General features: G+C 75.5%; 17 protein-coding genes. 5 read left to right on the plus strand and 12 right to left on the minus strand.

Features of this window, described 5'->3' with window-relative positions:
- Positions 1-52 precede the first annotated feature (52 nt).
- Positions 53-859 carry an endonuclease/exonuclease/phosphatase family protein gene (locus ACQP2P_RS30955; protein WP_433606770.1) on the minus strand — a complete coding sequence of 269 codons (807 nt, stop codon included), beginning with the start codon at positions 857-859 and terminating at the stop codon, positions 53-55.
- Positions 860-894: 35 nt separating this feature from the next.
- On the opposite strand from ACQP2P_RS30955, the gene ACQP2P_RS30960 reads away from it, so the two are divergent.
- Positions 895-1,485, plus strand: a complete 591-nt coding sequence (locus ACQP2P_RS30960; RefSeq protein WP_433606771.1) for a YdcF family protein — start codon at positions 895-897, stop codon at positions 1,483-1,485.
- Positions 1,486-1,518: 33 nt separating this feature from the next.
- Positions 1,519-2,205 (plus strand): glycosyltransferase family 2 protein, encoded by a 687-nt coding sequence (locus ACQP2P_RS30965; RefSeq protein ID WP_433606773.1) that lies wholly within the window; start codon positions 1,519-1,521, stop codon positions 2,203-2,205.
- A gap of 74 nt (positions 2,206-2,279) precedes the next feature.
- Here the strand turns inward: ACQP2P_RS30965 and ACQP2P_RS30970 are convergent, their stop codons facing one another.
- The 6 genes from ACQP2P_RS30970 to gltX form a co-directional block, all read right to left on the minus strand.
- Positions 2,280-3,056 carry a D-Ala-D-Ala carboxypeptidase family metallohydrolase gene (locus ACQP2P_RS30970; RefSeq protein WP_433606775.1) on the minus strand — a complete coding sequence of 259 codons (777 nt, stop codon included), beginning with the start codon at positions 3,054-3,056 and terminating at the stop codon, positions 2,280-2,282.
- A 32-nt stretch (positions 3,057-3,088) separates the two neighbouring features.
- The gene (locus ACQP2P_RS30975) at positions 3,089-4,003 is read right to left on the minus strand and encodes an anti-sigma factor RsbA family regulatory protein (protein ID WP_433606777.1); all 915 of its coding nucleotides are present in this window, start codon (positions 4,001-4,003) and stop codon (positions 3,089-3,091) included.
- Positions 4,000-4,794, minus strand: a complete 795-nt coding sequence (locus ACQP2P_RS30980; protein ID WP_433606779.1) for an MEDS domain-containing protein — start codon at positions 4,792-4,794, stop codon at positions 4,000-4,002. The genes ACQP2P_RS30975 and ACQP2P_RS30980 overlap by 4 nt, the downstream gene beginning before the upstream one ends.
- 27 nt (positions 4,795-4,821) lie before the next feature.
- Positions 4,822-4,989: a hypothetical protein gene (locus tag ACQP2P_RS30985; RefSeq protein ID WP_433606781.1), complete on the minus strand. Its 168-nt coding sequence runs from the start codon at positions 4,987-4,989 to the stop codon at positions 4,822-4,824.
- Between the two features lie 132 nt (positions 4,990-5,121).
- Positions 5,122-6,315, minus strand: coding sequence for a cupin domain-containing protein (locus tag ACQP2P_RS30990; RefSeq protein ID WP_433606782.1), 1,194 nt, complete (start codon positions 6,313-6,315; stop codon positions 5,122-5,124).
- Between the two features lie 80 nt (positions 6,316-6,395).
- Entirely contained in the window at positions 6,396-7,844 is a 1,449-nt protein-coding gene (gene gltX / locus ACQP2P_RS30995) for a glutamate--tRNA ligase (protein ID WP_433606784.1), read from the minus strand.
- Positions 7,845-8,016: 172 nt separating this feature from the next.
- On the opposite strand from gltX, the gene ACQP2P_RS31000 reads away from it, so the two are divergent.
- Both ACQP2P_RS31000 and ACQP2P_RS31005 read left to right on the plus strand, forming a co-directional pair.
- Positions 8,017-8,148 (plus strand): hypothetical protein, encoded by a 132-nt coding sequence (locus tag ACQP2P_RS31000; RefSeq protein WP_433606786.1) that lies wholly within the window; start codon positions 8,017-8,019, stop codon positions 8,146-8,148.
- Positions 8,149-8,161: 13 nt separating this feature from the next.
- Entirely contained in the window at positions 8,162-8,338 is a 177-nt protein-coding gene (locus ACQP2P_RS31005; protein ID WP_433606788.1) for a hypothetical protein, read from the plus strand.
- Between the two features lie 91 nt (positions 8,339-8,429).
- On the opposite strand, the gene ACQP2P_RS31010 is transcribed toward ACQP2P_RS31005, so the two are convergent.
- Positions 8,430-8,552, minus strand: a complete 123-nt coding sequence (locus tag ACQP2P_RS31010) for a hypothetical protein (RefSeq protein WP_433606790.1) — start codon at positions 8,550-8,552, stop codon at positions 8,430-8,432.
- A 52-nt stretch (positions 8,553-8,604) separates the two neighbouring features.
- On the opposite strand from ACQP2P_RS31010, the gene ACQP2P_RS31015 reads away from it, so the two are divergent.
- A complete protein-coding gene (locus ACQP2P_RS31015) occupies positions 8,605-9,090 on the plus strand; it encodes a GNAT family N-acetyltransferase (protein ID WP_433606792.1) in 486 nt (161 codons plus the stop codon).
- On the opposite strand, the gene crcB is transcribed toward ACQP2P_RS31015, so the two are convergent.
- From crcB to ACQP2P_RS31035, 4 genes are all read right to left on the minus strand, one after another.
- Positions 9,083-9,442 carry a fluoride efflux transporter CrcB gene (crcB, locus tag ACQP2P_RS31020; protein ID WP_433606794.1) on the minus strand — a complete coding sequence of 120 codons (360 nt, stop codon included), beginning with the start codon at positions 9,440-9,442 and terminating at the stop codon, positions 9,083-9,085. The two genes, ACQP2P_RS31015 and crcB, sit on opposite strands and share 8 nt — an antisense overlap.
- Complete coding sequence (locus tag ACQP2P_RS31025) at positions 9,439-9,903, minus strand: fluoride efflux transporter FluC (protein WP_433606796.1); 465 nt, start codon at positions 9,901-9,903, stop codon at positions 9,439-9,441. Before ACQP2P_RS31025 ends, crcB begins: the two co-directional genes overlap by 4 nt.
- A gap of 119 nt (positions 9,904-10,022) precedes the next feature.
- A complete protein-coding gene (locus tag ACQP2P_RS31030; protein WP_433606798.1) occupies positions 10,023-11,057 on the minus strand; it encodes an MSMEG_0565 family glycosyltransferase in 1,035 nt (344 codons plus the stop codon).
- Positions 11,054-11,887, minus strand: a complete 834-nt coding sequence (locus tag ACQP2P_RS31035) for a carbon-nitrogen hydrolase family protein (RefSeq protein WP_433606800.1) — start codon at positions 11,885-11,887, stop codon at positions 11,054-11,056. The genes ACQP2P_RS31030 and ACQP2P_RS31035 overlap by 4 nt, the downstream gene beginning before the upstream one ends.

Here is an 11,887-nt window from a genome sequence, read left to right on the forward strand (position 1 = left end):
AGCCTACGGGCATGATCGGGCCGCCGCACCGCGGGCCGCCGACGCACCCGGCTCAGCGCGGGGCGAGCGACACCAGCAGCCCGGGGTGATCCGTCGCCTGCCGCAGGTCCAGCGCGTCCGTGCCCGTGAGCGCGTGGTCGGCGGTGGCGAACACGTGCTGCACCGACCCGTCGCCGGCGCGCACGTACCCGTCGCCGGGCACGCACCCCTGCGCCTGGTCGGCGAGGTTGAAGTCGCCCGCGGCCACGGTCGGCTCGTATCCGGCGCGCGTGTGCAGCCCGGGGATCGCGATGCCGAAGAGGTACCGGCACTGCGCGAACGCCACCGCCGGCACGGTGTTGGCCAGGTGGGTCGTGCACGCCTGGTACGCCCCGCGCGCGTGCACGCAGACCCAGGCGCGCTCCTCGGGGTCGTTGACGTCCTGGTCCGGGTAGAGGCCGCCGTCGATCACGGTCGCGCGGCGCGGCCCGGTGACGCGGGCGAGCAGGCCGATGCCGTACTCCTCCCCGTTCACGCACGCGAACGGCCCCCCGCCGCGCCGGTCCCCGGCCGGCTCGAACGCGCGCACGATCGTGTCGCCCGGGAACACCCACGCGAGCACCGCGCCGAGGGCCTCGACGTCCCCGGCGCAGATCTCGTTGAGCGTGACCACGTCGGGCCGGTGCGTGCGCAGCTCGCCCGCGGCCACCGCGACCGCCCGGCCCGTGTAGCAGCCCGCGAACCCGCTGTCGCACAGGTTGAGCTGCAGCACCCGCAGCGGCGGGCGGGCCGCCTCGCCGGGCGCGGGCGTGGCCCCGAGCACGCCGGCCGCGACACAGGCGAGCACCGCCGCGATGCGCCGCGCCCCGCGCCCCCTCATGCCGGGCAGCATATCGACCGGGTTACGGTCACGTCATGCCCGCGAACGCCAGCACGCTGCTCGTCTTCGGCCGCGGCGTGGTGCGGCACCAGGCCGGCTGGGCGCTCACCGACGACAGTCTGGCCCGCGTCCGGGCCGCCGCCGAGCACGTCGAGCGGGCCGGCGCCCCCGCGCGGATCGTCTTCACCGGCGGCTGGGCCGGCGCCTCGCTGGGCGCGCCGGAGCCGCCCCCGGGCCACCGCGAGGGCGACCTGATGCTGCGCGCCGCGCGGGAGGCGGGCCTGGGCCGGGCGAGCCGCCTCCTCGCCGAGACGCGCTCCCGCAGCACCCTCGAGAACCTGCTCAACCTGGTCGAGGACGGGCTCGTCGGCGGGCCGTACAGCCCCGCCGAGCCGCTCGGCCTGGTCTCCCACGCGTGGCATCTGCCGCGGGTGCGGTACCTGGCCGGCAAGATCCTGCGGCTGCGGGGCGCCGCGCTGCTCGACATCCCGGCCGCGGGCCCGTGGCAGCCCGAGCGGCTGCTGCGGCTCGGCTCCCGCCTGTGTTTCCTGGGCGCGTCCAGCCCCGCGGCCCTGCGCCGCCGCGAGCGCCTCGCGGTCGCCCTGGCCCGCCGCGGCGGCCGGTGAGTGATCTCGCCCCCGGCGGGGTATCGACCTTGGATGATCGCGCTGCTGCCGGTGTACCGCCCCAGCTTCCACCTCCCCCAGCTGCTCACCGCGCTCGGCAACGACGCACCGGCGGTGGTGGTCGACGACGGCGGCGGGCCCGGGGCCGCCGCGGTGCTGGACGCGGCGCGGGCGCTCGGCGCGACCGTGCTGCACCACCCGGCCAACCGCGGCAAGGGCGCCGCCCTGCGCACCGGCCTCGCCCACATCGCCGAGGCGTGGCCCGGTCACGGCGTGGTCTGCGCCGACGCCGACGGCCAGCACCGCGCCGAGGACGTGCGGCGGGTCGCCCGGCACACCGAGGTCACCGGCCGCATCGCGCTCGGGGTGCGCGAGTTCGGCGCCGGCGTCCCGCTGCGCAGCCGCGTCGGCAACGGGCTCACCGCGGCCCTGTTCCGCGCCGCGACCGGCCTGCGCGTCCGCGACACCCAGACGGGCCTGCGGGCCTACCCGGCCGAGCACCTGCCCTGGCTGCTCGGCATCCCCGGCGACGGCTTCGACTACGAGATGCGCGTCCTGCTCGCCGCGGCGCGCGCCGGCCACCCGATCGACACGGTGGACGTGGCGACCACCTACCTCGACGACAACGCCGGGTCGCACTTCAGCCCGCTCGGCGACTCGGCCCGGGTGTACCGCCCGCTCCTGGCCGGGCTCTTCGGCGCCGACGCTCGCGAAGGCTAGGTCCAGCACCGCCGCGAACCGTCCGCCGGACCCCGGCGGGCGCACGCCCACCCGGGTCCGGCGGCTCGGCCGGCTCAGTCGTCGCCGAGCGGGTCGAGGCCGCCGGTGAGGCTCGCCACGCCGCAGTTCGGGGCCGACCAGAAGCGCGACGGGCGGCCGTCGACGTGCGTGTGGTCGTTGTGGTCGGGGTAGCCGGGCCCGAGGATGCCGGCGAAGCCGTGGTTGCGGGCCTCCTGGGCGAGCTGGCACAGCGACCGGGAGCCCGAGACCAGGTCGGCGGCGTCGCCGTAGAGGTGGCGGCTGCCCGCGGCGCCGCCGACCGCGCTGTTGCACGAGGTGCTGCGGAACCCGCTGGTGACCGTGATCGGCACGTCGCCGAGCGCGTGCCGCAGCGCCTGCAGCTTCCACATGGTGACCAGGGCGTTCGCCTTGGCCGTGGCGGCCGGGACGGCGCCGCCGGTCCAGGTGCTGTTGCAGCTGTTGAGCTCGCCGTAGGAGAAGTTCACCGGCGTGCAGTCGTCGTCCTGCAGGGCGTAGATCTTCGCGAACGTCTGCGGGCCGGCGATGCCGTCGGCGGCGAGACCGTACGCGCTCTGGAAGCGCTGCACGGCCGCCTTGGTGCCGGGGCCGAACTGCCCGTCGAGGGCCAGCACCCCGCCGGAGCCGGGGTAGCCGGCGACCCGGATCTGCAGCTGGCGGACCGCCTCACCGGACGAGCCCTGGGCGAGGGTGCCGCTCCAGGTGTAGCAGCCGTCGGCGAGGGCGGGGGACGCGGACACGGCGAGGATGGTGCCGGTGGTGGCGATGGCGAGCAGCGCGGTAGCGGCCACGCGACCGAGACGTCGAAGCATGCATCGAAGTATCGAGATGTACTGTTGAAAAATCAACGACGCATGCGCACTCTGACCACGGTGCCGGTCGGGCCGGTGGACACCTCCACAAGGTCACACATCTGGTGGGTGAGCAGCAGGCCACGCCCGCGCTCGGCGGTCGGCTCGACCGGCAGGCGCCCGGCCAGCGGGTCGCTCAGGACCCCGCCGTCGCTGACCTGGCACACCAGCGCGTCGCCGTCGGCCCACAGGTGCAGCACCCCGCGGCCGCCGCCGTGCCGCAGCGTGTTCGTGGCCAGCTCGGTGACGACGAACTCGAGGTCGGCCGCGCGGTCCTCGGACAGGCCGACGGCCGCGGCCCGCTCCCCCACCGCGCGGCGCAGCAGCCGCAGGGTGGCGATGGCGTCGTACGGCATCGCCGTGGCCGCCGCCGGGGCGACCAGCGGCGCGTTGCGCTCGGCGAGGACCGAGTCCGGGGCGTAGCCGGCGTTCGCGGCGAGGCCCGCGATCCCGGCCAGGCTCGGATGGGTGCGCCGGGCCACGTCCACGTCCGAGGCGTGCAGGCCGGCGGTGTCGTACGGGCACAACGCCGTCGCCTCCACCCCCGCGAAGGCGAGGTTGACCAGGGCCTCGTGCACGGCGACGGCGGCGCGCTCGGCGCCGGTGCGGCCCACCCACATCGGCTGGCCGAGCAGCGCGGGGCGGCGCCCGGCGTGCCGGGCGCAGTAGCCGAGCAGTGCCGGGATGATCCGGCCCGGGTTGCGCGAGGTGGCCTCGGCGTCCCACCAGGTCACGCCGTCGTCGCCGCCCACGCCGGCGCGGATGCGCTCGAGGTCGGCGCCGGGCACCGCCACGAGCACCGGCCGGTCCTCCCGGCGCGCCGCCCGCACGAAGGCGACGGTCGCGTCGAGGTACTCGGCCGCCGTGGCGTACAACAGGGCCGTGTGCGTGAAGACGGAGCCGGTCACGCGAACACCACCGGGGCCGGCCCGCACAGGCGCACGATCCGCTCGAAGGACGGCTCGGCACCGAGGATGCGCAGGCCGCCGGGGATCGTCCGCGCGGCCCGCAGCAGGGCGGTCACCGCGGTCAGGTCCGCGAAGCGCAGGGCGGCGACGTCGACGACGAGCGGGTGGCCGCCGGCGTGCGGGATCAGGTCCGCCAGCACGGGCTCGAGACAGCCGCCGTTGGACGCGTCGAACTCGCCGGTGAGCCGCACGCCGACCGGCGCCCCGGTGACGGCCAGCCGGCCCAGGGGCGCGTCGCCGTGGCCGTCCGCGGAGGCCGTGTCGGGGTGCACGCGCTCGATCTCGGCGAGCACGCGGGGCTCGAAGCGGCGGGTGTCGTACAGGCACAACCCGATCGCCCCCGAGTGCGCGTAGAAGGCGTTGACCTGCCGCTCGTAGGCGACCAGCCGATCGTCCGTCAGGTAACCGCGCGACCAGGTCATCTCCCCCGCGAACCGCACGCCGTCGAAGCCCTCGGCCCGGGCCTGCCCGAGCACCTCGCCCAGCATCGCGATCCACGCGTCGGGGTCGAACGGGCCCGTGACGTCGACGGCCTGGGTGACGAACCCGTCGAACTCGGGCACATCGGGCTCGTCGGCCTCGGCCCGGTAGTGCAGGACCTTGTGATTGTCCCGCCGCGCGCCATCGATGTAGCCCGCCAGCGCATCGCGACGGCTGTCGTCGTCGCCGAACCGCCAGCACACGTGATCGCCCGGGGCCAGATCGGCGGCGGTGGCGGCGTGCGCCCTCATGCGGCCCAGCGTACGGGTCTGCGACGCTCAGCCGGGAATCGAGCAGGTCGGGCGGCGTGCCCGGCGGCGCCGCCCACGGGTGAGGGCCACCATGCACACGCTTTCGGTGCGGATCAGCGTGGCGCCGCCCGCGTGCGGGCCGGCCTCCGCCGCGGCGAGCAGCGGGATGCCGGCGAGCACGGCGGGACGCCTCACCTGCTGCAGACCGGCGGCGCCGGGCCGGGCCTGGGACGCCGGGCGCTGTGTATACGTCAGAACCGGCGCCGCCTGGCCCGGCAGCCCCGGAGGCTGTGGCCGCCTCGCCCGGCGGGCGCCGGGCGCTGTCAGCTACGCCAGGACCAGCGCCGCCTCGCGCAGCAGCCGCCGGGCCAGGACGAGCCGGTCGGCGTCGTCGAGGCCGGGCAGGTCGCCGATGCGGTGCGGGCGGCCGTCGAAGGCGGTGCGCAGGGCCTCGGCGCAGGCGTCGGGCATCGCGAGGGTGCGGTCCGGCAGGTGTACGGCGACCCGCCCGCCCGAGGGCTCGTCGAGCCGGAACGGCAGCCCGGGCCGGGCCGCGACCTGGTCGTCGGGGCCGAGGCCGGGCAGCGCGGCGGCCTGGGTGACGGCCCGCAGCGGGGCCGGGCGGCCCGAGGTCCACGCGGGCCCGCGCAGCTGGGCGGCGAGGTCCCCGGGCGTGACGGTGTCGAGCCAGGCGTGCAGGGCCGCGACCGTGTCGGCGAGCGCGGGCGCGACCGAGTCGCCGTCGGCGGGGTCGAGGCCCATCGGCAGCCCGGCGCGCAGCGCCGGCTCGGACACGGCCAGCCGGGCGAGCGCGTCGAGGACGGTGAGCCGGGTCGGGGCGTGCAGGCCGATCGTGAGGTGCAGCGACCACTCGCCCTCGGTCGTGGCCGCGTGCACCCAGCCGCGGGGCAGGTAGAGCGCGTCGCCGTCGCGCAGCACCGTGTCGATCGCGGGATCGGTGCCGGCCGCCGCGGCCACCTCGTCGGCCACGCCGCCCCACGGCTGGCGCGGCACCGGCGCCTCGAGCACGGGCGGGTGGACGCGCCACCGCTTGCACCCGCTGACCTGCAGGACGAACACGCCGTGGGTGTCGTAGTGCGGGTCGAAGCCGCGGCTCGACGGCGGGGTGAGGTACGCGTTGATCTGCACGGGCGTGCCGAGGTCCTGGCGCAGGACGGCCGCGAACGCCACGAGCGGCGGCCACATGCGGTGCAGGCCCTGCAGCACGAGGGTGGCCCCGTCGGCGAGCAGCGCGAGGACCTTCTCGTCGTGCACCTGGTCGCCGATCTCGGCCCCGGCCCCGCCGCCGCCGGTGTAGCGGGCGGCCGGGATGACGCGCCCGTCCTTGGCCATGCGCACGAACGGGGTCCGCAGCGCCCGGGCGCCCAGGAGGTCGTCGACGCCGTCGACGGTGAGCAGGTCGCGGTAGTTGCCCAGGGCCGGCGAGAGCAGCGGGGTGCGGTCCCAGTACCGCTCGGCGAACTCCGCCTTGGCAACCGAGACGCACCGACGCAGCGCCATGCTGGCTCCTTTGGGACGAACCGGACGGGGTGACCTCGGGGTTACCCACGTCCGTTCGCCCCAATCGGGAACCGGCTCGTTCAGCCCTCGATCGCGCCGGCGGCCCGGCGCAGGCGGGCGGCGGTGCGCTCGGCGCCGAGGGCGACCATGGTGTCGTCCAGCGGCGGCGAGACCGGCCGGCCGACCAGGGCCAGCCGGGCGGTCATGAACGAGCGTCGGCGGTTGGTGCCGGCCTCGGCGACGACCCGGTCGAGGGTGGCGGTGATCTGCTCCTTGCCGAACGGCTCGAGCTGCTCGAGGTCCTTCGCGAACGCCTCGAGGATCGCGCGCGCGTCGGCCGCGGGCAGGCCGTGCTTGGCCAGGTCGGCGGGCTGGACCGTCACGGTGTCGGCGGCGAGCCAGTCGAGCTGCTCGGGGATCTCGGCGAGCTTCTTCGTGCGCTCCCGCAGCGGTACCACGAGCGAGCGCACGTCCTGCGTGCTCAGGCCTTCGGGCAGGAACGGCTCGGCCGCGCGCAGGAACGCGTCGTCGTCCAGCGTGCGCAGGTAGTGGCCGTTGAGCCAGTTCAGCTTGTCGATGTCGAAGACCGGGCCGACGGGGTTGACGCGGGCGAAGTCGAACGACGCCACCATCTCGTCGAACGTGAAGATCTCCTGGCCGTCGGGCATCGAGTAGCCCATGAGCGCGAGGAAGTTGACGAGGGCCTCGGGGAGGTACCCCTCCTCCTGGAACCACTTGAGCCGCGCGGCCGGGTTCTTGCGCTTGCTGATCTTCGAGCGGTCGGCGTTGCGCAGCAGCGGCATGTGCGCGTAGGTCGGTGCGGTCCAGCCGAGCCAGTCGTAGAGCAGGATGTGCTTGGCGGTCGAGCTGATCCACTCCTCGCCGCGGACGACGTGCGTGACGCCCATCGCGTTGTCGTCCACGACGACGGCGAGGTGGTAGGTCGGGAACCCGTCCGCCTTCAGGATGACCTGGTCGTCCGGCTCCGGCGGGGTGATCTTGCCGCGGATCAGGTCGGTGAACGAGATCCTGGCGTCGTCGGGCACGAGCATCCGGATCACCGGCACGTCGGTGAACCCGGGCAGCTCGGCGCGCTCCTCGCGGGTCTTGCCGTAGCACATCCGGTCGTAGCCGGTGGGGATTTTCAGCTGCTGCTGGCGGGTGCGCATCTGGGTGAGCCGCTCGGACGAGCACCAGCACTGGTAGGCGTGCCCGTCGGCGAGCAGGCGCTCGGCGACCTCACGGTAGACGGGCAGCCGCTCGGACTGCCGGTAGGGCTCGGCGGGCCCGCCCACGTCCGGCCCCTCGTCCCAGCTGAACCCGAGCCAGTGCAGGGTGTCGAAGACCTGCTGCTCGCTGCCCTCCACGTAGCGCGTGCGGTCGGTGTCCTCGATGCGCAGGATGAACTCACCGCCGTGCTTGCGTGCGAACGCCAGGTTGAACAGGGCGGCATACGCGGTCCCGACGTGCGGGTCGCCGGTCGGCGACGGGGCGATGCGGGTGCGTACGGGGACCTCGGAAGTGCTCACCGACCGAATTTAGCCTACGCGGGGTTGCCGTCCGACCGCAGCTCCGGTTCTCGGCGGGGTGACGTCCCCGGAGGCGGCGGCCCGGCGGCGCGAAGGGGCGGGCGGGCGCCGTGATCCGGTCCACTGTGGACGCGGGCCGGCCGGGCCGGCGCCTCCGGGCTACGATCGCCGCGTGAGCGGACGTTCCTACATGCTGGCGGCCCGGATCCCGATGTCACGCGAGGCGTTCGAGGCCTGGCTGGACGAGCCCGCGCCCGGCGCCGAGGGGCGGCAACGTCTACCCCGACCTGCCCCTCGGCGGTGACGAGCCCATCGCCGTGCTGCTCACCGGCCCGGACGGGGCGCGCTTCACCGACCGGTACCGGCTCCCGGCCCTGCTCGAGCACCTGCGCCCGGCCGAGACCGCGTTCCTGGCCGCCGCGGGCGCCGGCGACGAGGACGCCGCCTGGAACCCCGACGGCATGCTCGACCCGGCTCTGCGGCCGGCCGGCTGAGCGCGCACAGGCCACGGCGATCCGCGGCCGGGGTGCCGTTGCGGGCCCCCACCTCCGCCGGGTGACCGAAGCGCCGCGGCCGCCTCGGTGTTCACGGCGCCGCCGCGCCCTCCAGCAGTGGTTCCATCGCGTCGTTGAGCCCGCGCCAGGTGGACGTCGGCCGCGCGTGGAGCCGCAGCCCCTCGGCGCTGAGCCGGTGGACGTCCGCGCTCACCGTGCGGCACACAGTACAAAAACCACGTTGCTCACGCTGCGAGGATGAGTGCGTGGATGTGCGACGACTTGGACCCCAGGACTGGGCGCTGTGGCGCGATGTCCGCCTCGCCGCGCTCGCCGACTCGCCGCGGGCGTTCGCCTCGACGCTGGAGCGGGAGCAGGCCTTCGACGAGGACCGCTGGCGCGCGTGGCTGGAGCCCGCGAAGGGGCTCAAGGCCGTGGCCCGCGAGCCGGAGGGCACCGCCGGGATCGTGGGCGTCTGGGTGCCCGAGGACCGCGACGGCGCGGGCGAGCTGTTCAGCATGTGGGTGCGCCCGGGGTGGCGGGGGTCAGGCGTCGGGGACCTGCTCGTGGCCGAGGCGCTGCGGTGGGCCGGCGAGCAGGATCTCGAGGCCGTGGACCTCTGGGTCGTCGGCGACAACGTGGCCGCCCGGCGGCTCTACGAGCGGCACGGGTTCCGCCCGACCGGCGAGGCGCAGCCCTACCCGCGGGACCCCTCGGTCGTCGAATACGTCATGCGGTGCGAGATCAGCTGAACGCCTGGGCGAGCAGCAGGCCCACCGCGGCCGCGCCCAGGCCGGCCACGACCGAGGCGAGCATGTTCATCGCCGCGTAGAAGCGGGCGCCGGTCTGGGCCAGGCGCAGGGTCTCGTAGCTGAACGTCGAATACGTGGTGAGCGCGCCGCAGAAGCCGGTGCCCAGCAGGGCCGTGAGCGTCGCGTTCGCGGGCAGGCCGGCGAGCAGGCCGAGCAGCAGCGACCCGAAGACGTTGACGGTGAGCGTGCCCCACGGGAACACCGAGTCGTGCCGGGACTGCACGAAGCGGTCGGTGAGGTAGCGCATCGGCGCCCCGATCGCGGCGCCGAGCGCGATCAGCAGGACGGTCACGGGCTCCTCCGGAGGCGCCGCACGAGCGCATGGGCGGCCGCGCTGCCGCCCCACACCGCGAGGAGCGCGCCGACGACGGTCCCGGCCAGGTACGCCAGGGCCGCCCAGGGCGAGCCGGCCGAGGCGGTCTGGTGGATCTCCACGGCATAGGTGGAGAAGGTGGTGTACCCCCCGAGCACCCCGACACCGGCGAACGGCCGCAGCAGGCGCCGCCCGGTGGCCACCTCGTTGACGATGACCATCAGCACGCCGATCAGCAGGCACCCGGTGACGTTGACGAGCAGCGTCGACCACGGGAAGCCGCCGCGCGCGTGCGGCCAGGCCTGGGCGACCCCGAAGCGCGCGAGGGCGCCGCACACCCCGCCGGCCGAGATCGCGCCCAGCACCGGCCACGGGCTCGGCCGCAGCTCGGCACGCTGCGCGGGAACGTGGACATCGACGTCGGGGTCGACCTCGGTCACGATGCTCCTCCCCACCAGCGCACCACACAGCTCCACTGGCAGGGACCGTTGGCGTCGTCGCGGTTCACCCCGGATCGTGCCGGGGTCGGCGGGCCCCACCGCCGTCCGCCCACTCTAGCTCAGGCCAGGCCGCCGTAGAACTCCAGGTGGCGGCGCGCGGCCTCCTCCCACGTGTACGAGGACGCCAGCGCGGGGTCGCCCTTGCCGTGCCGTACCGCATCGACGAGCGCGGCACCGAGCGACTGCGGGTCGTGGCCGTAGCGCACCGAGGAGCCGAACACCTCGCGCAGCACGGGCAGGTCGCGCGCGACCACGGGCACGTCGGCCGCGAGCGCCTCCAGGGCCGCGAGTCCGAAGCCCTCCTTGGTCGACGGGAACGCGAAGGCCGCCGCCCCGGCGACGAGGGAGGGCAGCTCGTCGTGCCGGACCGGGCCGAGGACGTCGGGCGCCAGGCCGAGCGCGTCGGCGCGCGCCTGCCACGCGGTGCGGTAGTCGCGGTAGTCGAAGAGCGTCTCGCCGCCCGCGATGACGAGCTCCAGGCCGGGCAGGGTCCGGCGGGCGTGGGCGAAGGCGTCGAGCAGGTCGATGGAGCCCTTGCGCGGCTCGATGCCGCCGACCGACAGCACGTAGGGGCGCTCGCGCACCAGCGGCACGGCGGCGGCGAAGCGGGCGGCGTCGACGCCGTTGGGGATGACCGTCGCGGCGATGCCCCAGCCGGCCCGCAGCTGCGCGGCGACCGTGGACGAGACGGTGACGTGGGCCTCGGGCCGTACGATGGCGCGCTCGTGGCAGGCGGCCAGCTCCGGCGTGGTGAAGTGGTCGAGGTGGTGGACGGTGCGCACGCACCGGTCGACGGCGTTGGCGCTGATGCAGTCCTGGGCGTGCACGACGTCGAAGTCGTGCGGCCGGAACGCCGCCCGCAGCAGCGCGATCGAGCGCAGGATGCGCGGCCCGACGGCCTCCCCCGGCACGTCCGGAAACGGCACGAGCTCGAGCCGCACCCGCGGGTCGACGGGCCGGAAGAAGCCTCCGCCCCGGGCGAGCGTCCACACGGTCACGTCGGCGCCCGCGGCGGCCAGGGCCTCGGCCAGCGCCAGGGTGTGCACGACCCCGCCGCGCGGGCGCGTGGAGTAGGTCAGCAGCGCGACTCTCATCGGCCGCTCCGGTAGACGCCCGGGCGCAGCTCGTCGAGGTGGTTCAGCACGCGGCGGGCGTGCGCGATCTCGGCCGCCACGTCGAGCGCGGCGACGGCGAGCCCGGCCTTGGCCCAGGTGCGGGCGAGGATGTTCCCGGCCGGCCCGACGACCTTGGCCTGGCCGAGGAAGCGCATGCCGCCGGCCGCGCCGGTCTGGTTGGAGGAGACCACGACGAGCTGGTTCTCCGCGGCCCGGGCACAGTCGTAGAGGTCGAACAGCCGCGACTGGCGGTCCTGGGAGAGCTTCGGCGCCGCGTTGGTGATGCTGGCCGGCCACGCGGAGAGGCACGCGACGATCTGGGCGCCGTCGAGGGCGAGGCTGCGCGCCGACTCGGGGAACGTCTTGTCGTAGTCGATGAGCATCCCGATCCGCCCCGCCGGGGTGTCGAAGGCGGCGAACGTGTCGCCGGCCCGATAGGCGATGTGCTCGGCCGCGGGCAGGTGCACCTTGCGGTGCCGGCCGAGCACGCCGTCGCCGGTGAGGCACACCGCGGCGTTGTACCGGTCGTCGCCGTCGGCCTCGCAGAACCCGACGCACACCACCATCTCCCCGGCCATGGCGGCCACCTGCTCGAAGATGGGATCGTCGGGCTTGAGCGCGGGCGGCAGCGCCTCGGGGTCGGGCCTTCGCAGGTCGGCCAGGTAGCCCCCGATCGCCGCGTCGGGCAGCACGAGCAGCGCCGCGCCCTCGGCCCGGGCGTCGGCGATGAGCTTGCCGATGCGGCCGAGGTCGTGGTCGAGGTCGCGGCCGAAGTGGGCCGCGGCGGCGGCGACGCGGGTCGGGGCCAT

It is taken from the genome of Dactylosporangium sp. CA-139114 (assembly GCF_050955725.1).
Lineage (GTDB): Bacteria > Actinomycetota > Actinomycetes > Mycobacteriales > Micromonosporaceae > Dactylosporangium.

What these genes read in the sequence shown, in the direction of transcription:
- ACQP2P_RS30955 (WP_433606770.1), bottom strand. Translation starts at nt 859, where the DNA reads ATGAGGGGGCGCGGGGCGCGGCGCATCGCGGCGGTGCTCGCCTGTGTC.
- ACQP2P_RS30960 (WP_433606771.1), top strand. Translation starts at nt 895, where the DNA reads ATGCCCGCGAACGCCAGCACGCTGCTCGTCTTCGGCCGCGGCGTGGTG.
- ACQP2P_RS30965 (WP_433606773.1), top strand. Translation starts at nt 1,519, where the DNA reads ATGATCGCGCTGCTGCCGGTGTACCGCCCCAGCTTCCACCTCCCCCAG.
- ACQP2P_RS30970 (WP_433606775.1), bottom strand. Translation starts at nt 3,056, where the DNA reads ATGCTTCGACGTCTCGGTCGCGTGGCCGCTACCGCGCTGCTCGCCATC.
- ACQP2P_RS30980 (WP_433606779.1), bottom strand. Translation starts at nt 4,794, where the DNA reads ATGAGGGCGCACGCCGCCACCGCCGCCGATCTGGCCCCGGGCGATCAC.
- ACQP2P_RS30990 (WP_433606782.1), bottom strand. Translation starts at nt 6,315, where the DNA reads ATGGCGCTGCGTCGGTGCGTCTCGGTTGCCAAGGCGGAGTTCGCCGAG.
- ACQP2P_RS31030 (WP_433606798.1), bottom strand. Translation starts at nt 11,057, where the DNA reads ATGAGAGTCGCGCTGCTGACCTACTCCACGCGCCCGCGCGGCGGGGTC.
- ACQP2P_RS31035 (WP_433606800.1), bottom strand. Translation starts at nt 11,887, where the DNA reads ATGGCCCCGACCCGCGTCGCCGCCGCCGCGGCCCACTTCGGCCGCGAC.